The 22,125-nt window shown below is 65.3% G+C and carries 17 protein-coding genes; 4 read left to right on the forward strand and 13 right to left on the reverse strand.

Going from position 1 to position 22,125, the window contains the following annotated elements; all coding sequences use genetic code 11:
• Positions 1-452: 452 nt before the first annotated feature.
• Positions 453-1,097: a lytic polysaccharide monooxygenase auxiliary activity family 9 protein gene (locus X946_RS22410; RefSeq protein WP_038752249.1), complete on the forward strand. Its 645-nt coding sequence runs from the start codon at positions 453-455 to the stop codon at positions 1,095-1,097.
• Positions 1,098-1,281: 184 nt separating this feature from the next.
• Positions 1,282-2,946: an FAD-binding protein gene (locus tag X946_RS22415; RefSeq protein WP_038752325.1), complete on the forward strand. Its 1,665-nt coding sequence runs from the start codon at positions 1,282-1,284 to the stop codon at positions 2,944-2,946.
• A 220-nt stretch (positions 2,947-3,166) separates the two neighbouring features.
• Here X946_RS22415 and X946_RS35235 read toward each other — a convergent pair whose 3' ends face one another.
• A complete protein-coding gene (locus X946_RS35235) occupies positions 3,167-3,904 on the reverse strand; it encodes a hypothetical protein (RefSeq protein WP_156437528.1) in 738 nt (245 codons plus the stop codon).
• Between X946_RS35235 and X946_RS22425 the strand changes: the two genes are divergently transcribed.
• On the forward strand, positions 3,903-5,708 hold the full coding sequence (locus tag X946_RS22425) for a methyl-accepting chemotaxis protein (protein WP_038752253.1): 1,806 nt from the start codon (positions 3,903-3,905) through the stop codon (positions 5,706-5,708). The two genes, X946_RS35235 and X946_RS22425, sit on opposite strands and share 2 nt — an antisense overlap.
• 72 nt (positions 5,709-5,780) lie before the next feature.
• On the opposite strand, the gene X946_RS22430 is transcribed toward X946_RS22425, so the two are convergent.
• Entirely contained in the window at positions 5,781-6,602 is an 822-nt protein-coding gene (locus X946_RS22430; protein ID WP_038752256.1) for an alpha/beta fold hydrolase, read from the reverse strand.
• A 952-nt stretch (positions 6,603-7,554) separates the two neighbouring features.
• Here X946_RS22430 and X946_RS22435 point away from each other — a divergent pair.
• The gene (locus tag X946_RS22435; RefSeq protein ID WP_038752259.1) at positions 7,555-9,216 is read left to right on the forward strand and encodes an acid phosphatase; all 1,662 of its coding nucleotides are present in this window, start codon (positions 7,555-7,557) and stop codon (positions 9,214-9,216) included.
• Between the two features lie 241 nt (positions 9,217-9,457).
• Here X946_RS22435 and X946_RS22440 read toward each other — a convergent pair whose 3' ends face one another.
• The 11 genes from X946_RS22440 to X946_RS22490 all read right to left on the reverse strand — a co-directional run bounded on the left by X946_RS22440 (position 9,458) and on the right by X946_RS22490 (position 21,962).
• Complete coding sequence (locus X946_RS22440; protein ID WP_038752262.1) at positions 9,458-10,081, reverse strand: LysE family translocator; 624 nt, start codon at positions 10,079-10,081, stop codon at positions 9,458-9,460.
• A gap of 386 nt (positions 10,082-10,467) precedes the next feature.
• Positions 10,468-11,160, reverse strand: a complete 693-nt coding sequence (locus X946_RS22445; RefSeq protein ID WP_038752327.1) for a class I SAM-dependent methyltransferase — start codon at positions 11,158-11,160, stop codon at positions 10,468-10,470.
• A gap of 175 nt (positions 11,161-11,335) precedes the next feature.
• Complete coding sequence (locus tag X946_RS22450) at positions 11,336-12,088, reverse strand: TylF/MycF/NovP-related O-methyltransferase (protein ID WP_231752064.1); 753 nt, start codon at positions 12,086-12,088, stop codon at positions 11,336-11,338.
• A 15-nt stretch (positions 12,089-12,103) separates the two neighbouring features.
• Positions 12,104-13,381: an ATP-grasp domain-containing protein gene (locus X946_RS22455; RefSeq protein WP_038752265.1), complete on the reverse strand. Its 1,278-nt coding sequence runs from the start codon at positions 13,379-13,381 to the stop codon at positions 12,104-12,106.
• Complete coding sequence (locus tag X946_RS22460; RefSeq protein WP_197427828.1) at positions 13,378-14,394, reverse strand: hypothetical protein; 1,017 nt, start codon at positions 14,392-14,394, stop codon at positions 13,378-13,380. Before X946_RS22460 ends, X946_RS22455 begins: the two co-directional genes overlap by 4 nt.
• Complete coding sequence (locus tag X946_RS22465) at positions 14,391-15,089, reverse strand: WbqC family protein (protein ID WP_038752268.1); 699 nt, start codon at positions 15,087-15,089, stop codon at positions 14,391-14,393. Before X946_RS22465 ends, X946_RS22460 begins: the two co-directional genes overlap by 4 nt.
• A complete protein-coding gene (gene vioA, locus X946_RS22470) occupies positions 15,086-16,234 on the reverse strand; it encodes a dTDP-4-amino-4,6-dideoxy-D-glucose aminotransferase VioA (protein ID WP_038752271.1) in 1,149 nt (382 codons plus the stop codon). Before vioA ends, X946_RS22465 begins: the two co-directional genes overlap by 4 nt.
• The gene (locus X946_RS22475; protein ID WP_038752274.1) at positions 16,231-18,582 is read right to left on the reverse strand and encodes a tetratricopeptide repeat protein; all 2,352 of its coding nucleotides are present in this window, start codon (positions 18,580-18,582) and stop codon (positions 16,231-16,233) included. Before X946_RS22475 ends, vioA begins: the two co-directional genes overlap by 4 nt.
• Before the next feature lie 224 nt (positions 18,583-18,806).
• A complete protein-coding gene (gene fliT / locus X946_RS22480) occupies positions 18,807-19,109 on the reverse strand; it encodes a flagellar protein FliT (protein ID WP_038752278.1) in 303 nt (100 codons plus the stop codon).
• Between the two features lie 28 nt (positions 19,110-19,137).
• Entirely contained in the window at positions 19,138-20,661 is a 1,524-nt protein-coding gene (gene fliD / locus X946_RS22485) for a flagellar filament capping protein FliD (protein WP_038752281.1), read from the reverse strand.
• A 143-nt stretch (positions 20,662-20,804) separates the two neighbouring features.
• Complete coding sequence (locus X946_RS22490; RefSeq protein ID WP_038752284.1) at positions 20,805-21,962, reverse strand: flagellin; 1,158 nt, start codon at positions 21,960-21,962, stop codon at positions 20,805-20,807.
• Positions 21,963-22,125: the final 163 nt, after the last annotated feature.

Raw genomic sequence — 22,125 nt, forward strand, 5'->3', positions numbered from 1 at the left:
ATAGCGCACTGAAGTACCGCTCGCCTCGCGAGTTCCGGCGCTCGATGGATTCAGCAACCTTAGTGTGACGCCGTGTCCGGGATTACAGGGTCAACTCCAATGCAGACAATAACCCATTCTCACGACCCCTTTCCCCGGTTCGCGACAATCCTCGCGTGGCCGCGGAGCGCGGAACCCAGCGGAACATTTCTGATTTTTCAATTTCCATGAAATTCATGTAATCACCATGCCTCTCCATCCGCCCGATCAACAATCGAAAAATCAATTATCGATCAAATAAAAAACCGATCGTCGTTTAATCGATTTAATGAAAAATACAAATCGAATCGCTTTAAGGAAAATATATTGGCGTTCGCCGAATTAAGGTCCTAGCATAAATTCCATTGGCATCGCGAATAGCTTCCAACGTTGGTCTTGCCGATGTCCGGCATGTTTGCAGCAAAGGAGGCGAAATGAGCACTATCGGTTCGAGAAGCGCAACGAAGTCTTCGTCAATTGCACCGAGGCACGGTCGCGTCATCACGCCCGAATCGCGCGCCGTGTTTCTTTACGAAGCAGGAAAACTCGATTTCGGGCAAGTCAACGAACTGGAAGGCGGCAAGTTCTTTCCTGCGACCCAGGGCGGTCTGAGAGATCCGGACGCGCCGGACGACGTCGCCAACGGCGTGCCGCCGCGCGACGGCGAAATCGCAAGCGGCGGGCGCACGGCGGATGCCCGCGCGCAACTCGACGAGCCCGATTCCGTCGCGCATTGGCGCAAGCACGCAGTGCGGTCGGGCCAGTCGTTGCAAATCACGTGGTCGTATTCGATGCCGCACAAGACGCGGCGCTGGACGTACTGGATCACCAGGCCGGGATGGGACGCCAGTGCGCGGCTCACGCGCGCGCAATTCGAGTCCGAGCCGCTCAAGATCTATCTGAACACGTATCAGCCGTACTGGGGGCCGGACGCGGACCGGGAACTGATTCCCAGCGGCGACACGGTTCACGAACTCAATCTGCCGACTCGCACGGGCTATCACGTGCTGCTCGCGGCCTGGGACGTTGCCGATACCGCGAACGCTTTCTATCAGGTGATCGACCTGAATTTCGCGTGAATCCGCTCGCCCGTCCGAACTGATGCGCAGCTGCGATCGACGGCTCGCATCAAGCATCGCGGCCATCGGATTCGAGACCATCCGATGGCCATCTTGCACGCGCTTGCATCGGCGATCGCGCGTGGATCGCTCGATGGCCGTCCATTCGGTTTCGAAGCATCCGACACGCTCGCCGGAGGTTCAGATGTCCTATGTGCTCGTCGACGGCGCAGATCCTCGTCATGCGACTCTCCAAAAGGGATTCAACCTGCGCTGGCCGCCGACGGCGGAAGCCGGCGCGGCGGCGATCTACGTCTGTCGCACGCCGGATGACGTGATCGCGGCGTCGCGCGACGCGCTCGCGAGAGGTTGCCGGATCACGGTGCGCAGCGGCGGGCACTGTTACGAAGGCTTCGTCGCGAACCGGCTGCCGAGCGACAACGGCCGGCAGCTCGCCATCGTCGATATCGGCTTGATGTCGGGCTTCGATTTCGATCCGCAGGGGCAGATTGCGTCGCCGTTCGATGTCGCCGGCTCGGCGCGCTACTCGGTTCGTGTGGCCGCGGGCAGTCAGAATTGGAACGGCTATGTCGGCCTGTACAAGTCCGCCGGCAAGACGCTGCCCGGCGGCTCGTGCTATTCGGTCGGCGCGGGCGGTCACATCGTCGGTGGCGGATACGGCCTGCTTTCGCGGATGCACGGGCTGACAGTCGACTGGCTGGCGGGCGTCGACATCCTGACGCCCGCATCCGGCGGCGGCGCGCTCGACGCGAAGCACGTGCATCTCGGCAGCGCCGATCCGGCGGACCGTGCGCTGTTCATCGCGTGCCGCGGCGGCGGCGGCGGCAATTTCGGCATCATCCTGAATTACTACTTCCGGGCGCTGCCCGACGCGCCGCGCACCGCCTATTGGCTGTCGCTCGCGTATGACTGGTCGCATTTCACGCAAGCGAGCTTCGGCCGTTTCATTCAGACCTACTGGGACTGGTTCAGCCGCAACGACGCCAACTGGAACGCCGGCGATCCGGCGCTCGCGAACGGCGGGCTGTTCACGCTCCTGAAGCTGCAGCATCGCTCGACCGGGCCGATCGTGCTCGCGATCCAGTACACGGGAAAGAACGGAACGGTCGGCGGCCCGGCCGATGCGCCCTTCGTCGATTTCGTCGACACGATGAATGCGGCCGCCGGCCGGATGCCGGTCATCTGGGATCGGTTCGTCGCGCCGAATCTGCCGTCGCTCGGGCATCCGCTCGCCGGGCTGCGTCTGACGCACGCGGTTCAAAACGCGTTGAAGATGGATTGGCTGTACCTGACGCAGACGATCAACGGATCGGGGGCGAACCGGCGCGGGAAGTACAAGTCGGCGTATCAGATCGGCAATTTCGGCGACACCGAGATCGATGCGTTTTGGCGATATCTGAATACCGCGGACGAGCCGCGCCTGAACCAGACGCTCGTGCAGATCGATTCGTACGGCGGCTGCGTCAACGCGAACGACGAAAGCGCGAATCCGACGTCGGTGTGCCAGCGGCGATCGCTGTTGAAGTCGCAGTACCAAACTTACTGGACGAATCCCGCCGACGACGCGTTCCACGTCGAATGGCTGCACGATCTGTTCGCCGCGGTGCATGCGGATCAGGGCGGCAAGCCGTACCGCGACGCGAGCGGGCGCTACGAAGGCTGCTACATCAGTTATCCGGACATCGACATGAAATATCTCGACAGCGATCCGGCGCAGATCGATCCGAGGTGGCTCGAGCTGTACTACGGCGACAAGGCCGCATCGCTGATCGCGACGAAGCGCGCGGTCGATCCGTCGAATATGTTCAGGCATGAGATGTCGATTCCGCTAGCGCCGCCGCCGGGCTGAGCGCGCGATGGCCGAGGCAGGCGGATTGCGATCGTGTCCGGCAGCGCGCTGCCGACCGATCGCGAGATGTGCAGTCGAATGAGATTCTCGAACACGAAAGCATAGGGGACGAATTCGCCCGGGGCCGCCTTCGCGTTTCGCGTGCGAATTCGTTTGTCACTGTAAAGCCGGCGCATCGACGCCGCATCGGGAGATCAAGATGCCGACAAAAATCGTGGATTTATCCGCACGCTCCGAAATCATTCGCGACGAACCGTTCCATGTTCATTTTTGGGAATGCACGCCTGACGAATATCTCGAATATCTGTCCCATCCGCGCGACTTTTTGTCGAAGATCGGAATAAACATTCCGGACGACTGCCGAATCGAAACGACCATCGAGAATCACGATTGGATCGGTCAACATGCGCCGGGGTTGAAGAGCGCAAACGGAACGATCATCTGCAACGTGGGCGGCGGCAACGTCGCGCGCGCCGTCTATCGCGTCGTGAGCTACGGCCACGATCATGCGACGGTCGGCAAATTCAAGAAACAGCTCTTGCACGCGGAAGACGAACAGCAAAAACGCTGACATTCGCGGGAGGGCGGCCGCGGCATGAATGGTCGGGCAATGGTGCGGGCGGCGCGCGTGCGCTGCGATCGTGCGCGGCCGCGCGAGTACGCGCGGCCGCGATTCAGCGTTTCCTTCGCTTCGAAAGCGATCGAACCGGAACGGCGCGTCGCGCGGACGAAGATCCATTTCCCGCAGGTCGTCGATTCGCGCGGCATCGCCATGTTCGTCGGCTGATTCGATCACTTTTTTGTTGATCGAAACATGGCGTTGACGCAGATAAAAAATGCCCGCGCATTCCGTATAAACCCTAGGGAGAAAACCCTGACTCTTCACACCATTCGGGTTAAGTCGAGCGTTTTCTTGGCCGTTAACCCATGAGTTCGCACATCCCACGTCGCTCCTCATGCTCTCCTCGATCCGGTCCCGCATTCTCGTCGCGTGCCTTGCCATCGTCATCGGCGCGCTCGTCATCAATACGGCGCTCAATTATTTCGTCGCCAATCGCTACAACCGCGAGTCCATCAGCCAGAACCTCAGCGCGGTGCTGACCGGCCACGAGGCCGGCATCGCCGATTGGGTCGCGTCGAAGACGCAGATGATCGTATCGGTCGAAGACGCCGCGCTCGCGCCCGATCCGATCCCGGCGCTCAAGCAGATCGCCGCGGCGGGCGGATTCACCAACGTCTACGTCGGCTACGCGGACAAAACCGCGAAATTCTCGGACGCATCCGGCATTCCGGCCGACTACGATCCGACCGGCCGCCCGTGGTACAAGCAGGCCGTGCAGGCGGGCAAGCCTGTCGTCACGCCGCCTTATGTCGACGTCGGGACGGGCAAGCTCGTCGTTGCGTTCGCCGCGCCGATCGTGCGCGACGGCGCGCTGAAGGGCGTCGTGTCCGGCGACGTCGCGATGGACAGCGTGATCGCGAACGTCAAGGCGATCCATCCGACGCCCGAGAGCTTCGGCATGCTCGTGGACCGCGGCGGCCACATCGTCGCGCATTCCGATCCGAAGCTCACGCTCAAGCCCGTCACCGATCTGACGGACGACTTGAGCGTCGACGCGCTCGCCGCGTCGTCGGCCGACGACAACGCCGCGCCGATCGAGGCGCACGTCGCCGGCGCCGCGAAGCTGATGCGCGCGCGCGCCGTGCCGGGCACCGACTGGCTGACCGTCGTCGCGCTCGACAAGTCCGATGCGATGGCCGGCATGCATTCGCTGCTGCTCGTGTCGATCGGCACGCTCGTCGCGCTCGTCGTCGTCGCGGCGCTGATCGTGGGCGCCATCACGGGCGTCGCGTTCAAGGGGCTCGCGCGCATTCGCGACGCGATGGAGTCGATCGGCTCCGGCACGGGCGACCTGACGCAGCGCCTGCCCGACGCCGGGCGTGACGAAGTCGCGCAGATCGCCCGCTCGTTCAACGCGTTCGTCGGCAAGCTGCAGGACGTGATGCGCGTGATCCGCGACGCGAGCGAATCGGTGCGGCACGCGGCGGGCGAAATCGCATCGGGCAACCATGATCTGTCGCGCCGCACGGAATCGGCCGCGGCGAGCCTCGAACAGACGGCCGCGTCGATCGAGGAGATCACGTCGACGGTCACGCAATCGGCGGGCGCCGCGCGCCAGGCCAACGACATCGCGACGAACGCGGCGAGCGTCGCGTCGCGCGGCGGCTCGGTCGTGTCCGACGTCGTGTCGACGATGCAGGAGATCGAGGGCGCGTCCGGCAAGATCAGCGACATCATCGGCGTGATCGACGGCATCGCGTTCCAGACCAACATCCTTGCGCTGAACGCGGCCGTCGAGGCGGCGCGTGCGGGCGAGGAAGGGCGCGGCTTCGCGGTGGTCGCGGGCGAGGTGCGTTCGCTCGCGCAGCGTAGCGCGCAGGCGGCGAAGGAGATCAAGGCGCTGATCGATTCGAGCGTGTCGAGCGTGTCGACGGGCGCGACGCTCGTTCAGCAGGCGGGGCAGACGATGAACGACATCGTCGGCACGGTCTCGAACGTGACGACGATCATGCGCGAGATTTCGAACGCCGCCGACGAGCAGACGCGCGGCATCCAGGAGGTGAACCGCGCGGTCGCGCAGCTCGACGAGATGGTTCAGCAGAACGCGGCGCTCGTCGAGCAGTCGGCCGCGGCGGCGTCGGCGCTGCAGACGCAGGCGGTCGAGCTCGCCGAGGCGGTCGGGCGGTTCAAGGTCGCATGATCGTCGTTGCGCGGGACGCGTTGCCGCCTCCTTTGCGCACGGGCGCGCGCGGCCGTCGGAGAATGCCGCCCGTCACGTTCGGCCGCCGTCGCGGCCGAGCCAGTCGAGCAGCGTTCGCGTCACGAATGCCGGATTCTCGAGATTCGAGATGTGCCCGGCATTCGGCACGAACACTTTTTCGCAGCCGATGAGCGTCGCGATTTCGTCGGCTTCCGCGGGCGGCCGCGCGACGTCGTTCGCGCCGCACATCACGAGCGTGCGGTCCGCCGGCAGCGCGGCGAGCTTCTCGCGCGCGTCCTCGCGGCCGAACGTGATCTTGCCGAGCGGAATCACCGAGTCGCGCAGCCGCTCCGTCGTGAACGCCTGAAGCGCGCGCCGGAAGCCCGCGGGCAGTTCGCTCGCGAGATCGATGCCGGGACGGAAGAAGATCGGCACGATCGCGTCGAGCAGCGGCTCGGGAATCGTGCCTTGCGCGTCGATGGCCGCGAGCATCTGGAAATACTTGTTGCGCGTCGCGTCCGGCTCCACGCCGACGTAGGTGTCCATCAGCACGAGCCGATCGACGCGCTGCGGCGCGCGATGCGCGAGCGGCACCGCCCACATGCCGCCCACCGACAGCCCCACGATCGAGCAGGTCTTGATGCCGAGGTGATCGAGGAGCGTGCACATGTGCGTTGCAAGATCGCCGAGGTCGTTCGTGCCGGCGGGCAGCGGGCCGGACCGGCCGTGCCCCCACAGGTCCGGCGCGATGACCTGGTGGGACTTCGAGAGCGCTTCGAGCTGCGGCTCCCACATCGACGAATCCCACAGGTAGCTGTGTCCGAACAGGACGGGCGCGCCGGAACCCCTGATCTGATAGTGCAGAGGCTGGCCATCGATGGTGACGAAAGGCATGTCGATAGGTTCGGTTGTCAGTGAATCGGTTGAAGGAAGTCGAGCGAAAGCGCGGGGGCGTGGCATGTGTCGAAGCGACGGTGGCGACGATCTCCGTCCGCCGTTTTCGAATGCGGGGTGCTTGAATTGCCGCGTCACCTTATCTCGGCTGCGTGGCGAACGCAATCTGACCAAACGCTTTCGGGCTGAATGAAGCGCTCGATTTCGAATGGGCGCGTCCGGCACGCGTTTCGAATCCGGCGCTGCGTCGAAATCGACGCCGACTGACGAATTTCCGCGAATGCTCGAGCAAGGGCAGCCGAATACGCGGGATGCGGCGCGCGTTGCGGCATGGGCGTCGTTGGCGAAAGCGTCGGTGCGTCGCGCGTCATGCGTGGCCGGCGGCATCGCGCGGATGGGCTGCGTGTGCGTGTCGCGGCGTTGCGCCCTCGGCTTCCTCGCCGGCTGCGGGCCCGCCGTCTCTCGACGGCGGGCGCCGCGCATGGCGCGTTTTCATTATCGCCGCCGCTGCATTCGTTTCCCGCCCATGGCTTCGCGTCGCATGAGGGCGGCGTGCTGCGGCGTTCGCGTGTTACGGCGGCGGCATGCATCGTGGCAAGGCCGCCGCCGCTCGCTAGTCAGCGGCTCCGCATGGCGGCCTTGCGTGCGAATGTTTCATGTTTCGTCTCGTACATGCATCGATCAAGCAGGGTTCGGCGAGGTCGTCGCGCTATAGTCGCGATCGTGACGTTTTCGTGACAGTGCACGCGACGGGGCGTTTCGCCCTGATTGCACGTGCTTTGCCGGCCTGAATGCAGGTGCCGGCGGCCGCGTGTCGCTCAGGCCGCGGCGGCGCGCGGCCGCGCACGCACGAAACGCGTCCAGCCGCGGCAGCGGCAATTCGACGCTGCCCGCCCGACGCGCCGACGCGCGCGACGGACCGTACGACCAACCAGAAGACCGAGGAGCAGAAGTGACTGACAAGCATTCCCCGTCGACCGACCTTCCCGAGGACCCCGATCGCCGCCGCGTGCTCGGCGGCATCGCCGCGCTCGGCGCGAGCGTCGCGCTTGGCGGCTGCGAATCGACCGTGTCGAGCGCGCCGCGCTCGGCCGCCGATTTGCGGCTCGACGCCGCGTTGCGCAACGAGGTGCGCAACGTCGTCGTGATCTACGCCGAGAATCGCAGCTTCGCGAACCTGTTCGGCGATTTTCCCGGCGTTCGGCAGCCGCTCGGCGCGGTGTCGCCCGAACGCTACGCGCAGCTCGATCGCGACGGCAAGACGCCGCTGCCGGCGCTGCCCAAGATCTGGGGCGGCCTCGTGCCGCAGGCGCAGGTCGTCGACGGCAAGCGCTACATGATCGGCGAGCGCGACATCACGGGCCTGCCGAACGCGCCGTTCGTGATTCCCGACGCGCAGGGCAAGCCGCTGCCGAACGGCGTCATCACGCGCGACTTGTGGCATCGCTTCTATCAGAACCAGATGCAGATCAACGGCGGCCGCAACGATCAGTTCGCTGCATGGGCCGATTCGGGCGGCCTCGTGATGGGGCATTACCGCAATTCGGCCGAAACGCTGCGGCTTTGGAATCTCGCGCGCCAATACACGCTCTGCGACAACTTCTTCATGGCCGCGTTCGGCGGCTCGTGGCTCAATCACGTTTTCCTGATTTCAGCGCAAGCGCCGCTCTATCCGGACGTGAACAAGAGCCCGGCGAAGCACTTGGTGTCCGTCGTCGAAGGCGACGATCCGACGGGCGCGCGCCTGAAGCTCGCGGCGGATTCGCCCGCGTCGGCGCTCGACGGCCCGCCGAAATTCGAGAACGACGGCCTCTTCACGCCCGACGGCTACGCGGTCAACACGATGGCGCCGCCGTATCAACCGAGCAGCGTGCGGCCGCCCGTCGACGGCAACCAGGCGTATGCGGACCCGTCGAACCCGCGCGTGCTGCCGCCGCAGCATTACGCGACGATCGGCGATCGCCTGTCGGAGAAGGGCATCGACTGGGCATGGTACGGCGGCGCGTGGCAATTCGCGCTCGAGCATCGCGACACGGGCTCGGTGCCGGACTTCCAGTACCACCACCAGCCGTTCAACTACTTCGCGAACTACGCGCCGGGCACCGACGCGCGGCGCCGCCATTTGCGCGACGCGGGCCTCGGCGACGATCCGTCGACGAACCATCTGATCGCCGACATCGACGCCGGCCGCTTGCCGTCCGTCACGTTCTACAAGCCGCAAGGCAACCTGAACATGCACGCGGGCTATGCGGACGTCGAGTCGGGCGATCGGCACATCGCGGCGGTGATCGAGCGCATCATGCGCGGCCCGCAATGGGCGCACACGGTCGTGATCCTGACGGTCGACGAGAACGGCGGATGGTGGGACCCGGTGTCGCCGCCGAAGGGCGACCGCTGGGGGCCGGGCTCGCGGATTCCGGCGATGGTGATCTCGCCGTTCGCGAAGAAGGGCTACGTCGATCACACGCTGTACGACACGAACTCGATCCTGCGCTTCATCTCGCGCGTGCACGGGCTTGCGCCGCTCGACGGCGTGCTCGCGCGCGAGCGCGCGTTCGCGGCGCGCGGCGCGCAGCCGCCGGGCGACCTCACCGCGACGCTCGATCTCGGCTGACGATCGGCCGCCATGCCGTCGCGAGCGGCAGGCTCGGCGATCGGGCGCGCCCTTGAGCCGGGATCGGGCGAGCCCTTGAGCCGGCATTGAACGTGTGGCCGGCGGCGCGGGCGAGCGAGACCGTCGCGGCGTTCGCGCGGCAGGCTTCGGCGGCGCGCGTGCCTTCGAGGCAAGGCTGCCTGCTCGCTTCGAATGCGCGGCGCACGCCCTTCCTGGGCGAGGCGCGGGCGCACACGCGCGGTTAGCTCTGCGACATCCCGAGCGTCAGCGCGCCCGCACCGATCAGCGCGGCGCCGCCGCCGTAGCCGAAGCGCCGCTGCGCGGCGGCCCCCGTCAGCCGCGCAGCGGCGAAGCGCGCGATGCGCGCATAGCAGGCGGCATTGAGCGCAGCGAGACAGACGAAGGTCGGCAGCAGGATCGCGCACTGCCGAGCGAACGTTTCGTGCGGCGAAATGAACTGCGGAACGAACGCGACGAAGAACACGATGCTCTTCGGATTCAGCGCGGTGACGGCCCACGCGGACAGGAAGCGCCGCTTCGCCGAGCGTCGCTCGACGCTCACTTCCATCGCGCCGACGCGGCGTGCATGCAGGATCGAGCGAATGCCGAGATAGATCAGATAGCCGCCGCCGACGAGCTTGAGCGCGGTGAACGCGGCCGCCGACATCGCGAGCAGCGCGCCCGCGCCCGCGAGGGAGATCGTCATCGCGGTGGTGTCGCCGGCCGCGACGCCTGCGACGGTGCTCCACGACGAACGATTGCGATTCGCGAGCGAATCGCCGATCACGAGCAGGATCGTGGGGCCGGGGATCATCAGAAGCACGATGCTGGCGCCGGCGAATGCGAGCCAGGTTTCGAAGGACATGGTGATCTCCGTTCGCGATTGCGCGATTGCGCGATTCGAGTCGAAAGGCCTCAGTGATCCATGGGGGCGGGCGGATTGTCAAGGTGCGCGCCCGCGAAGTGTGTCCGGCGCGACTCGGCCCGCAAGTGTCGGGCATGAGACGGCGCACGCCGAGCGAACCGCGCCGACGCGTGCAATTCATGGTCGTGCGCGCAAGCCCGCTTGGGGCCGGAGCTTCGCACCCGCGGGATGGGCGCTGGCGCTGCTGAGCGGCTCGCCGCGCCCGGCTCGTGCCCCCGTGTGATCCGGTGGTCGATGCCGACACCGCTCGCCACCAAGCGGTTCATCGCGGGCCCGATCGCTGCGTCGTTGAAGCCAAAGGCGTGTCGTTACCGTGGGAGCGCGCGTCAGCGGCTGCGCAGCACATACACGCCGAGCCACGATGCAATCACGCCGACACGGCCTCCGGATGCGCGCCACGCGATGTCGAGCAGCCGGTTGTATCCCCGCGTCAGGGCCCGCTTGAGCGGGTGCCCGGTATAAAACGACCGCCACAGGCGCGTCCGATACGGATCTTTGAAAAAATAGACGTCGACCATCTCGAGCAGCCCCGCTTCGCCGAACGATATCGGCATGCCGGTCGTGCCGAACGCGTGCCGGATGCTCTGCGGCAGATAGGGGCGAACGTGCGAGAAGTCGTGATAGAAGCGCTCGCCGGGCGTCGGGCTGACGAGGATCATGCGGCTCGCGTCGTGCATGAATGCGCAGAGCCGCGGCACAAGCGTGACGAGGCCGTCCGGCGACACGTGCTCGATCACATGGCTCAGGAAAATGACGTCGAACGGTTGTTGCTGCGAGGCAAGGAAAGCATCGGGTTCGTATGCGGCGTAGCCCTTCGCGCGCGCTCGCGCGACGTAATCGGGATTCGTGTCGACACCCGTCACGTGGAGCCCCAGCGCCGCGAAGCCGTCGAGAAATTTACCGAGTCCGCAACCATAGTCGAGCACGCGCAGCGGCCGGCTGCTTGCATGTTGGAAAGCGCGCATCAGCACCATGATGCGCTCGTACTCGAGCGTTTGATAATGCGCAGGTTTTTTCATGTCGACCTTTCCCAATCCTCTTGTCTCGCAGCGATGCACGGCACGGTGTCCGGCAGTGAGCGTCCAACGAGTTGCCATGAGCGCACGGCGAGCCGCCGCATCGTGCGAATCGCGGCAATCTCGTCGTCACCGTTCGACATTCCGATGTCGCGTCGCGTCCAGGCGGCGCATCAACTTACGGCTGCTTGATGAACAATGCGTGTCCGTTCAGGTTGTGGACGAAAAGCCCGTCTCGATGACTTGCGACGATCTCGTTGACGGCGAGCGTGGCGCCTTCGCAACCGAACGTACCGTAGTCGTCGAACACGACGATGCCGCGTGATTCGACGCGAGGCCAGAGTGCATTGAACGAGTCGAGAACCGACCGGTATGAATCGACATCGATGTGCGCGAAACACACGCGATCCGGCATTGCGGCAAGCGTGTCGTCGGGAAAGATTCCACGATGAATGCGGCAGTTGGCGCCGATCGTCTCGAGCAGGCGAACTACCGTATGCTCGTCGGCGTCCGAATGCTCGCCTCCGGAATAAAGCGTGTCGTATTCGGCGTCGCATTTCGCCACGCCACTGAACGTGTCGAAAAGATGCAGCGTCTTTTCGGGTAGCGCACGCGCAATCACGGCCGCCGTTCCACCTCGCCATACGCCGATTTCGATCGCCTCGCCTGCGAGCCGCGCGCACTGCTGCGCGAGTCGATACAGCTCGTAGCAGCGGTATACGTCGACGAGAGTCGACGATTTCGCGAGTGCGTAAACGTCGGTGAAACCGGCGTCGTCGAGCCACGGCGCATACGTCGCGAACGGGATGATCTGTGCGTGACTGTAGCCGTCTTTCAACGTTTCGAAGCGCGTCTGACGCATTCGCTCGAGCAGATCTCTTCGCTCCGCGCGAAGTACGTTCAGGAAGTTCGGCGAGGTCTTGTTGATCATGGCAATGGCAGCGCCTTAGCGCAGAAAGAATTCGACCGTATCGACATCGAGCACCGGCACGTTGCACTTGCGCGCAACGTCGAGGCGCTCGGGGAAATGGTTGTCGATGAAGATGGAGCGCGGCGGCACGTGGTCGGCTTTCGACTCGTGCGCGCCGAGCACGACAATGTCGTCGAACAGGCGTGCATCGATCCGCGCGGCCTCGAGCGTCTTCGCGACGTCGAACCGGTGTCGCGTGAGGAGCACGATTCGTTTGCCGGCCGCGATCGACTGATACAGGAACGCGATCGTCTGCGGCACCGCGTAACCGTCGATGATCAGCGTGTCGTCTAGATCGATGCAGACCGCGTCGTATTCGCAAGCGAACGAAGCGCGCGTTGCGATGTTTCGATCAATCAGGCGGATCTGGGCATTCGGCAACGTGACGAGATCGCGGCCGAGGAAATCCTGCACCGCCATCAACGGCAGATTCACGCCGCGCGCGCGCTGCGCGACCATGGTGCCGCCGACACGGCACGCAACCTCGAGCAGTTTCCAGCGGCCGTCGCGATCGGCCTTCAGTTGGAAGAACCACGGGCCGCGAAGCCGCATCCGATTATTGATCGAATGCGCTATCGCATCGATTTCCGGTGTCGAGTCAATGAGGTGCGAACGCATGGCGATGCCCGCCTTCACACGTTCGCGGCTTCGGGGCTGCGCATGCAGCAGGCGCCGCTTGCGATCGGTAAAGCAATCGATCGTCAGCTCTTCGCCGGGGAGATATTCGACGATGAGCGGCGCTTCGACGGCAGCAAGCGCATGGTTCAACTGAAGCATGTCGTGCGCGAGCGTCACGCCTTGGCCGCCTTGTCCGAGGTCCGGCTTCACGATGACGGGCCACGCGTGTACGTCGCCGGCCGATGCGTACGTGCGCGGCACCCACGGTTCGTTGGCGAACAAATAGTAGGTCGAGCTCTTGCGGCGTGCAATTGCCGCGCTTTCGGGGTCGCCGTTGACGAGCGTCATGCTCATCTGCGCCGCGCGCGCGGACAGGTATTCGTGCACGGTGTCGTGCGTTGCAAACACGAGATCGATGCGTCGTTCGGCGAGCAAGCGGGCGAACGCCTCGTCGAAGCAAGGATCGCTGATCTTCGGCAAGTCACCGGCGTATCTGGCAAAGCGAAAACGGCCATGGTCATCGACGCTCGACGCACCATGCAATTCGACGTGCACCGAGTAGCGCAGCGCCTGATGGATCTCGGCGGCGTTTTCCGACCCGCACGGAAAGACCAGCACTCGGATCTTGTCGCTCATTTCGGCAAACTCCTTCGCGATGTATCGACCGGAGAAGTTCGCTCGCGCCCGCACACCGCTGCGACGAGGTCGGCGACGCGCGCGACATCGCCTTCCGACATCCGCTGATCGCAAGGCAGGAAAAGCGCTTCGCGCGCGAGCCCGGCTTCCCACGCCGGGACGATTTTGCGTGCGGCGACTTCGGGCCAATAGCCGGGTGTGTAGACGCGCTCGGCCGCGAGCCGCGCACGCGCGCCGTCCGGCGCACCGAGGAACGGATAGCAGAGCGGCACGCCGATGCCTTCCTGCGCGAATGGAAAGTGATTGAGCGCACCGATCCGCTCGTGCAGGCGCGCGAAATTTTCAAGCCGCCTTACGCGGATCTGCGCATAGTCGACGCTCGCCAACAGGCGCTGCGTTAGTGTCGACATGCGGCGCGGCGGTTGCCGCGATAGACTCGCCTCCGCACGCGCATAATCCGAATAACCGGACTCCGCGCCCGTATCGGTTCGCTTGAGTAAATGCATGAAGCGCCGCGGGGAGTCACGGTCGATTTCGGCGGGCGCGGGGATCGCATGTCGCGACACGAGATAGCCGCCGTCCGGCACGCCGACGAACTTGCGCGGAGAATACAGCGTGGCGGCGCAATCCGACGGCGGCTCGAAGAACGCTTGCGCGTTGTCGATGACGACGCGCTCACGCGGAAAGCGTCGCAATACGTCGTCGACCTGATGCTGGCAGACGCCGAAATAATTGACGTACACGAGCCACTCGCGTGGCCCGAGCGCGGTATCGGCGGCGCGCAGGCGTTCGTCCAGTGCGTAGCGCTTCACGGGAATGCCTGCTGTCTCCAGCGGCTCGAGCATGCCGTCGCAGATGTAGTGCGGCAGCCATACGGCGTCGGGGCGGCACGCGGAAATGAGGGCGAGGAATGCGGCGCGCGCGGACTGAAACCGCAGCGCGTCACCATGATGCTCGCCCGGTGCGCGCGGCAACTCGAGTTGCAGATAGCCGCCGATCGCATCCGTCGTCATGAGCGCGCCTCTTGCATGAGCATCGCGCGCGCTTCGGTGGCGTCATTGAACATGAGGACGTCGATGATCGACAAGCCAGGCACGAACTCGGCGCCGAACTGCCGGTACGGTTCGAGGTTCGGTTCGATGAATTCGAGCGCGATGCCGCGTGCGGCGAATGCCGCGTCGTCGTATAGCGTGCGGCCGCCCGGCAGATTGACGTAGCGCGCCGCGCGTTCGCGCACGCAGATGTCGAGCACGCGCTGCGCGCCTTTCAGCGCATCGTTGCCGTAGCCGGCCGACGACATGACGAAGCGTGCGTCGATTCCCAGGTAATTGCAGACCTCGATCACGCTTCGCGTGGCGAGTGTCGACATGTGTGCCGTTGCGCAACAGAGCACGTCCCCGACGAGCTCGCTCACGCGCGCGTAGTGAGGCGCCTTCCCGTAACCGTGCCGCAGCGCCTCGAGCACTTTCCGCCGCCACCGCTCGGGCGGCTGGATTCGGACGTCGGCGATCTTTTGCGATGGGCTCGCACCCGCGAGCGGCACGGTGAAGTAGTGCGGCCTGCCGTCGAGCAGCATCCGGTTCCGATTGATCCAGCCGTTCTTGATGTAATTGACGTCGTCGTAGAACACGAACGCATCGACCGACGCGGCTAGCTGAAAGTAACCGACGTACGGAAACAGATACGGCTGCATGATCGCAAGCTTCATGGCTGCGGGTGCGCGACGAGATTCACGATGCGGGCAAGATTGCCGTCGGACAGCGCCGGAAAGATGGGCAGGCACAGCACACGCGCCGCGGCGTCTGCGGCGGCGGGCAGATTGCAGCGTTGTGCGGACGGGAGCCCTCGGTACATCGGGAAGTCGGAGATCAGCGGATAGAAGTAGCGGCGTGCATAGATCTCGTGATCGCGCAGTCGCTGATACAGCGCGTCGCGGCTGATCGGATAATCGTCGTCGACGAGGATCGGGAAGTACGAGTGGTTCGCCACCGGCGCGTCGACGGGCGGCAGGCAGCGGATTCCGCGCACGTCGGCGAGCGCTTCGCGATACGCGGCCTCGATGTGCGCACGGCGCGCAAGCGCGTCGTCGATGTACTTGAGCTGCAGGAGACCGAATGCCGCGTTGATCTCGCTCATCTTGCCGTTGATGCCCGCCGCCACGACCGTCACTTCGTCGACGAAGCCGAAGTTCTTCAGATGATCGATGTGCTGCTTCGTCTTCGCGTCCGGGCAGACGATCGCACCGCCTTCGAACGTGTTGAACACCTTCGTCGCGTGAAAGCTCAGGATCGACATGTCGCCGTGTTCGAGCACGCTACCGCCGGGCGTCTTCACGCCGAACGCATGCGCCGCGTCGTAGATCACCTTCAGGTTGTAGTTGTCGGCGATCTTTTGAATCGCGGCGACATCGCACGGCCGGCCGTAGCAGTGCACCGGCATGATCGCTGTCGTCTGCGGCGTGATCGCCGCCTCGATCTTCGCGGGATCGAGGTTCAGCGTGTGAGGATCGATGTCGACGAATACCGGCTTGATCCCGTTCCACAGCAGCGAGTGCGCGGTCGCGACGAACGAATACGGCGTCGTGATCACCTCGCCCGTGATCCGCAGCGCCTGCAGCGCGGTGACGAGCGCGAGCGTGCCGTTCGTGAAGAGCGCGAGATGGTGCACGCCGAGGTAATCGCACAGCGCCTTCTCGAGCTGCTGATGGAACGGCCCGCCGTTCGTCAGCACCTTGCTTTCCCAGATCGCCTCGAGATAAGGCAGAAACTCGGCGAGCGGCGCGAGATGCGGTTGGGTGACGTAAATGCGCTCGTCGGTCCACGGCTCGACGGCGCGCAGCGGCAGTGCGCTCATGGGCGGTCTCCTGCGACGGTTGTCGTTGCGTCGCGCGGCGGTACCGCGAACGGGGCGGGCGGCTGGCCGTCGCACCAGCGGCGCCACATGATGCGCAATGCGTCGGACACGTCCTGCGCGACGCGCTGCGGCTGGAATGCGGCCGAGCGCGCGCAGCGCTCGCGCAGCTCGCCGCGGATGCGTGCGAGCGTCGGGACATCCGATGCGAGCGCGATGCCTTTCGCGACGAAGTCGTCGACATCGTCGGCGACGAATGATTCGAGCCCGACATGCGACATCCACGTGAGGCCGGCGCGGCTCGACGGCGTCTTGCCGCGCATCGTCAGCGTCGGCACGCCCATCCACAGCGCGTTGAGCACGGTCGTCGAGCCGGTGTACGGGAACGTGTCGAGGCAGAAGTCGACGTGATGATGTTGCTGCAGATAGACGGTCGTCGTCGTGCGCGGTTGAAACACCAGCCGGTCGCGTGCGATACCTTCGCGCGCGAACCAGCTGGTCAGCGTCTTGCCGATCTCGAGCCGATCTTCGTCGCCCGGCATCGAGCCGACGACGATGCGCGAATCCGGCACCGCGCGCATGACGCGGGCCCACACGGCGATCACGTCGGCGCGCAGCTTGTTCAGGCGGTTGAAGCTGCCGAACGTCACGCGGCCGTTGTGCAGCGCGGGCAGCATGTTGACGGGCGGCGCGTTCGTCGCGGGCGAGAACGTGGCGCCCGACGACAGATGGACGATCTTCTCCGTGTACTGCGCCTCCATCGGGCCGAACGGCACTGCGTACGAGTCGGTGAAGTAGTAGTCGATCGCGTCGAGCCCCGTCGTCGCGGGGTAGCCGATCCAGCTGACCTGCACGGGTGCCGGTTTGCGCGCGAACACGGACAGGCGGTTGCGTCCGGAATGGCCCGACAGGTCGACGAGGATATCGATGCCGTCGGCGCGAATGCGGTTGACGAATTGCGCGTCGGTGAGGCCCGCGACCGTATGCCACGCGTGCGAGCATGCGCGCAGGCGCGCGGTGACGCGATCGTCGCGGACGTAGTTGTGATAGAACGTCAGCGACAGCGCCGGGTCCTTCACCAGATGCTCGACGAGCGGCAACAGATACGACGCGACCGCGTGATCGAACAGGTCGCCCGACACGAAGCCGATTCGCAGCCGTCGCTGCGGATCGCGACGGTTGGCATGGCGCGGCCACGCAGCCTTCAGCGGGGCTTCGTGGTGCGCCGCGTAGTCGCGGTGCGCGGCGATGTGCGCATCGATGTCGATGTCGATGCGGTGCGTAAGGTTGAAGAGCAGATTGCTGTGCGCAAGCGTATCCCTTGGATCGAGCTCGAACGCGCGCCGGAAGTATTGCTCTGCCTCGTTGAGCAGCCCGCCTTCGAACAACGTGACCGCGAGCGAGCCGTATGCCGTCGCGGAATCAGGCGCGATCTCGATGGCGCGCTTGCCCGCCTCGATCGCTTCGTTCTGACGGCCGATCGCGGCGAGCACGACGCCGAGCACCCGATGCGCCTCCGCGTAACCGGCGTTGCGCGCGATCGCCTCGCGGCATTGGGACTCCGCTTCCGGCAGACGGTTCGCAAGACGCAACGTGTCGGCGTACAGCACTCGGCAGTTCGAATCGTCGGGCAGGAGCTCGGTGGTGCGGAAAAGGGGTTCCAACGCCTCCACGTATCGGCCGCTGCGATGCAGCGCGAGGCCCAGCACGCGCCAGGCGGGGCCGTGCGACGGATAGCGCCGCGTAAGCGTGCGTGCGGCCTTTGCCGCTTCGGCGTCGCGGCCGTGGTCATAGAGCGTTTCGGCGCGGCTCATCTCCTGGCGGCCGGGGCGGCGCGCGGAGCCGGCGTGCGGCTCGGGCGTTTCCGACGTTTCCGCGGCGACGGGCACGGCCTGTGCCGCGGTCGCGGCAGGCACGATCCCGACGGCGGCAGGCCGACCTTCCTCCGAATGCGCGAGCCGCAACACGATCGTGTCGACGGCTGGCCCCTTGACGCCGAGTTGCTGCGCGAGGTTGAGCGCCGTCCACGCGGCCGCGATCTGACCGGCCTCGATCAGCGCGTTCACATAGCCGACCCAATAATTGCCGTGACGCGGATGCGTGCCGAGCACCATCTCGAAATGCTGCAGCGCGTCGACGGGCGAGCCCGTCTGCACGAGCAGCACCGCGAGGTTGTAGCGGGTGTCCGCGTGCTCGGGCTGCGCGCCGAGGATCGCCTCGTAGAGCGCCCGCGCGTCTTCGAGCTCGCCCTTGTGATGGTGCTCGAGCGCGCTTTGCAGCACGAGCGCGATGTCGGCATTCATTTGCTGCTCGGGGGGGAGCGGGGCGGACGATTCGAAAATGGCGGACATGATCTCGGCGAAGTGAGCGAGTTGAACGGATTATCCGATCGCTCCCTGCCGGCCGAAGCGCCGAGCTAAACCCCAAATCCCCGCCAATTTGACGAATCGGGGCGGCGACCTGCGCCCGAGGCGGGCAAAAAAAGGCCCGCACGAAGCGGGCGTCGAGGTGAACGAGCACGCGCCGAAGCGCGTGATTTGTTGTTGTGTGGGGGGATGGAAGCCGCGCCGCCGGCTCAGAACTGAGCGGCGGCCGCCTGATAAGCGTTCGCGGCGTTCAGTCGATTCATTGCCGCTCGATACTCGACCTGAAGCCCGGCCTGCGCATCGCGAGCGGCGGCGCAGACGGCGGCGTCGATCGCCTGCACGTTGCGTATGAGCGCGAGCGTTTCGGGCGTCTGTTCGGGCGCGATCGACATCAGGTGCGGCGAGCGCGCATCGACGAGCCGCTGGACTTCGATCCAGTCGGCCATCTGCGCCGCGTGCTCGATCGCACGCGACATCGCCAGCACTTTCTCCATCAGCGATTTTTGATCCATCTCGGGTTGCTCCGTGGGCGGGGCGGCGTTACTTGTTGGACGCGAGCGAGCCCGCGCTGTTGGTGCCGCCGAACAACTGGGTCAGGTAATTCGAATTCGTGTTCATCGTCGCCATCAGCGTGTCGAGCGCGGTGAACTGCGCGTTGTACTGCGTGGTGAGCTGCGACGAATACGTCGCGAGCTGCGCCTGCTGCTGTGCGATGCTGCTCAGGTCCTTGTTCAGCGCGTTCGTGCGGATATCGAAGATGCCGTTTGCCTGCACGTAGCCGTTGATCGTGTTGTTCAGCTGCGCGCCGACTCCGTTCGTCGCGTTGAACAGCGTCGCGACGCTCGACGGGTTGTTCGTCAACGCCGCCGTGAGTTTCGCCTGGTCGACGACGAGCGTGCCCTCCGTCTGGCTTGAAGAGCCGGTGCCCGAGAGCGAGATGCCGAGCGATGCGAGCGAGACGGTCGAGCCGTTGCTCGTCACGCCGCCTGCGACGATGCCGGCGAGCGTGTTGCGGATCGAGTTGAGCGTCGAGTCGCCGAGGAGCGGGCCGGCCGTCTGCGACGACGTGCCCGCGCCCGACAGCGACGACAACGACGACATCGTCGTGACGAGCGTGTTGTACAGATTGACGAAGTTCGTGATCGCGGTCGATTGCGAGGACGTGTCGGCCGCGACCGTCAGCGTTTGCGTCGTGCCCACCGCGCTTTGCGACAGGTTCAGCGTGACGCCCGCGATCGCGCTCGTCACCGCATTGGTCGCGCTCGTCGCGGCGATGCCGCCGACGGTGAATTGCGCATTTTGCGCAGCCGTCGTCTGCGACCACGCGATGCTGCCGCCCGACGTGATCGTCGATTGGCCGCCCGTCGTGCTCGCGGTCGACGTGACGGCGAGGCTCGACAAGCCGTTGTCGCCCGACAGGTTGCTGACGGCGACGTTGATCGTGTTCGCGGCGCCCGTCGTCGACGAGCGCAATACGAGGTGCGCGCCGTCCGTGCCGGTGACGATCGTCGCCGTCACGCCGGGATTATTGGTTGCGCCGTTGATCGCGGCGGCGATGCCGGCGAGCGTGTTGTTCGACGAATCGATCGTGATTGCCGACGAATTGCCGCCGACCGACAGCGTCAACGTGCCGGCGCCGAGCTGCTGGGTCGCGCCGAACGCGCCCGATGAAAGCGTTTGCGTCGTCGCGATCTGGTTGACGGCGATCGAATAGCTGCCGGCGACGGCGCCCGAGCCCGTCGTCGCGGTGAGGCCGCTGCCGCTCGCGGTTGCCGTGAAGGCTTGCGTGACGGTGCCGTTCGCGAGTGAGCCGAGGCCCGTTTGCAGCGCGGTGAGCGCCGATTTCAGCGTGCCGAGCGCGGTGAGCTGTGCCTGGTCGTTCGCGACCGAGGTCGACAGGAGCGCGGTCTGGCCCGCCGTCTTGCTGTTGACGAGTGCCGTTACGAGCGAGCTCACGTCCATCGACGAGTTGCCGGTCGAGCCGCTGATGATCGACTGCGCTGCCTGCTGCAGCGCCGCATTGGTTTGCTGCTGGGTCGTGCTCGACGAGATGGGCGTGGACATCGTGACACTCCGGGCGTCGCCGGGATCGGCGAACCGTCATCGGGAAATTCGGGAAGCGGGAAAAAAACGTGCGGCGGCCACGAGGGATTGCTCCGCCGCACAAAACGGGCCGCCTGACTGCGCGGCCCGTCGTTCGGTACACTTTACTGCAGGAGCTTCAGCACTTGCTGCGGCATCGAGTTCGCTTGCGCGAGCACCGAGATGCCGGCTTGCTGGAGCACTTGCGCGCGCGACAGGTTCGCCGTTTCCTGCGCGAAGTCCGCGCTTTGGATCTGCGATTGCGCTTGCGACAGGTTGGTTGCGCCGGCTTGCTGCGTGGACGCGATCGACGAGAAGCGGTTTTGCGCCGCGCCGAGCGTTGCCTGCAGGTTGTTCACCGTTTGCAGCGCGTTGTCGATCGACACCATCGCTTGGTTCGCACCCGTCACCGAGCTGATGTCGAGGTTCGACACCGTCGGCGGCTTGTTGACGGCGTTGATCTGCGCGAGCATGCTGGTTGCGGCCGTCGACTGCGCGGTCGTCATGCCGCTCGTCGCGCCGGCGGCGAGCGTCAAGTTCGTGATCGCCGTGCCCGTGCCCGCGGCCGTGCCCGCCGTGAAGATGTTGCCGACGGCGGTCGCGCTGAGCGCCGTGCCGTTTTGGTCGGTGAACGTGAAGCCGCCGTTGCCGTCGGACAGCACGTTGACCGACGTGATCGCGACGTTCGCGGCCGTCGACGTGTACGTGCCCGTCGAGTCGAGGTTCATGTTCGTGAACGTGCCGATCGTCTGGCCCTTCTGCACGAGGCCGCCGCCGATCTGCGCAGCCGACATGCTTTGGCTCAGGTCGAGGCTGATCGTCTGGCCGACGTTCGCGCCGACTTGGAACGACAGGATGCCCGCCGAGCCGTCGAGAATGTTCTTGCCGTTGTAGTTCGTTTGCGAAGCAATCCGGTTGACTTCAGCGATCTGCTGCGAAACTTCCTTTTGCAGCGCGGCCTGGTCGGTCGACGACAGCGTGCCCGTCGACGCCTGCACGGCGAGTTGGCGGATGCGCTGCAGGCCCGACGTCAGCGACGACAGGGCGCTCGATGCGGTTTGGACCATCGACACGCCGTCGTTCGCGTTCGACACGCCTTGATTCAGGCCGTTGATCTGCGTTTGCATCCGCGCGGAGATCGCGAGGCCGGCCGCGTCGTCAGCCGCGCTGTTGATGCGCTTGCCCGACGACAGGCGGGTGATCGCTTGGGACAGGGCGCTTTGCGAGCCGTTGAGGTTCTGCTGAGCGACCAACGAGTTGATGTTGCTGTTGATTCCGAGCATGAAAATCTCCTAATTGAGCCTAAAAGCCCATCAATGCCACTATTGGCGTGGGCGGAAGCACTCGTTCTTTGCCGGCCGCCTTGTGCTGGATTTCGGCGCACGCGAAAAAAACTTGAGGGACGCGACAAGATTCGGCCCGATTTTTTTGCCGGGATCGTTCGGT

Origin of the sequence: Burkholderia sp. ABCPW 111, from assembly GCF_000773065.1 — a bacterium.
GTDB lineage: Bacteria > Pseudomonadota > Gammaproteobacteria > Burkholderiales > Burkholderiaceae > Burkholderia > Burkholderia savannae.

Bases quoted from the DNA above. Each gene is read 5' to 3' on its own strand.
- X946_RS22410 (WP_038752249.1), top strand. From the start codon at position 453: ATGAGCACTATCGGTTCGAGAAGCGCAACGAAGTCTTCGTCAATTGCA.
- X946_RS22415 (WP_038752325.1), top strand. From the start codon at position 1,282: ATGTCCTATGTGCTCGTCGACGGCGCAGATCCTCGTCATGCGACTCTC.
- X946_RS22425 (WP_038752253.1), top strand. From the start codon at position 3,903: ATGCTCTCCTCGATCCGGTCCCGCATTCTCGTCGCGTGCCTTGCCATC.
- X946_RS35235 (WP_156437528.1), bottom strand. From the start codon at position 3,904: ATGAGGAGCGACGTGGGATGTGCGAACTCATGGGTTAACGGCCAAGAA.
- X946_RS22430 (WP_038752256.1), bottom strand. From the start codon at position 6,602: ATGCCTTTCGTCACCATCGATGGCCAGCCTCTGCACTATCAGATCAGG.
- X946_RS22440 (WP_038752262.1), bottom strand. From the start codon at position 10,081: ATGTCCTTCGAAACCTGGCTCGCATTCGCCGGCGCCAGCATCGTGCTT.
- X946_RS22445 (WP_038752327.1), bottom strand. From the start codon at position 11,160: ATGAAAAAACCTGCGCATTATCAAACGCTCGAGTACGAGCGCATCATG.
- X946_RS22450 (WP_231752064.1), bottom strand. From the start codon at position 12,088: ATGATCAACAAGACCTCGCCGAACTTCCTGAACGTACTTCGCGCGGAG.
- X946_RS22455 (WP_038752265.1), bottom strand. From the start codon at position 13,381: ATGAGCGACAAGATCCGAGTGCTGGTCTTTCCGTGCGGGTCGGAAAAC.
- X946_RS22460 (WP_197427828.1), bottom strand. From the start codon at position 14,394: ATGACGACGGATGCGATCGGCGGCTATCTGCAACTCGAGTTGCCGCGC.
- X946_RS22465 (WP_038752268.1), bottom strand. From the start codon at position 15,089: ATGAAGCTTGCGATCATGCAGCCGTATCTGTTTCCGTACGTCGGTTAC.
- vioA (WP_038752271.1), bottom strand. From the start codon at position 16,234: ATGAGCGCACTGCCGCTGCGCGCCGTCGAGCCGTGGACCGACGAGCGC.
- X946_RS22475 (WP_038752274.1), bottom strand. From the start codon at position 18,582: ATGTCCGCCATTTTCGAATCGTCCGCCCCGCTCCCCCCCGAGCAGCAA.
- fliT (WP_038752278.1), bottom strand. From the start codon at position 19,109: ATGGATCAAAAATCGCTGATGGAGAAAGTGCTGGCGATGTCGCGTGCG.
- fliD (WP_038752281.1), bottom strand. From the start codon at position 20,661: ATGTCCACGCCCATCTCGTCGAGCACGACCCAGCAGCAAACCAATGCG.
- X946_RS22490 (WP_038752284.1), bottom strand. From the start codon at position 21,962: ATGCTCGGAATCAACAGCAACATCAACTCGTTGGTCGCTCAGCAGAAC.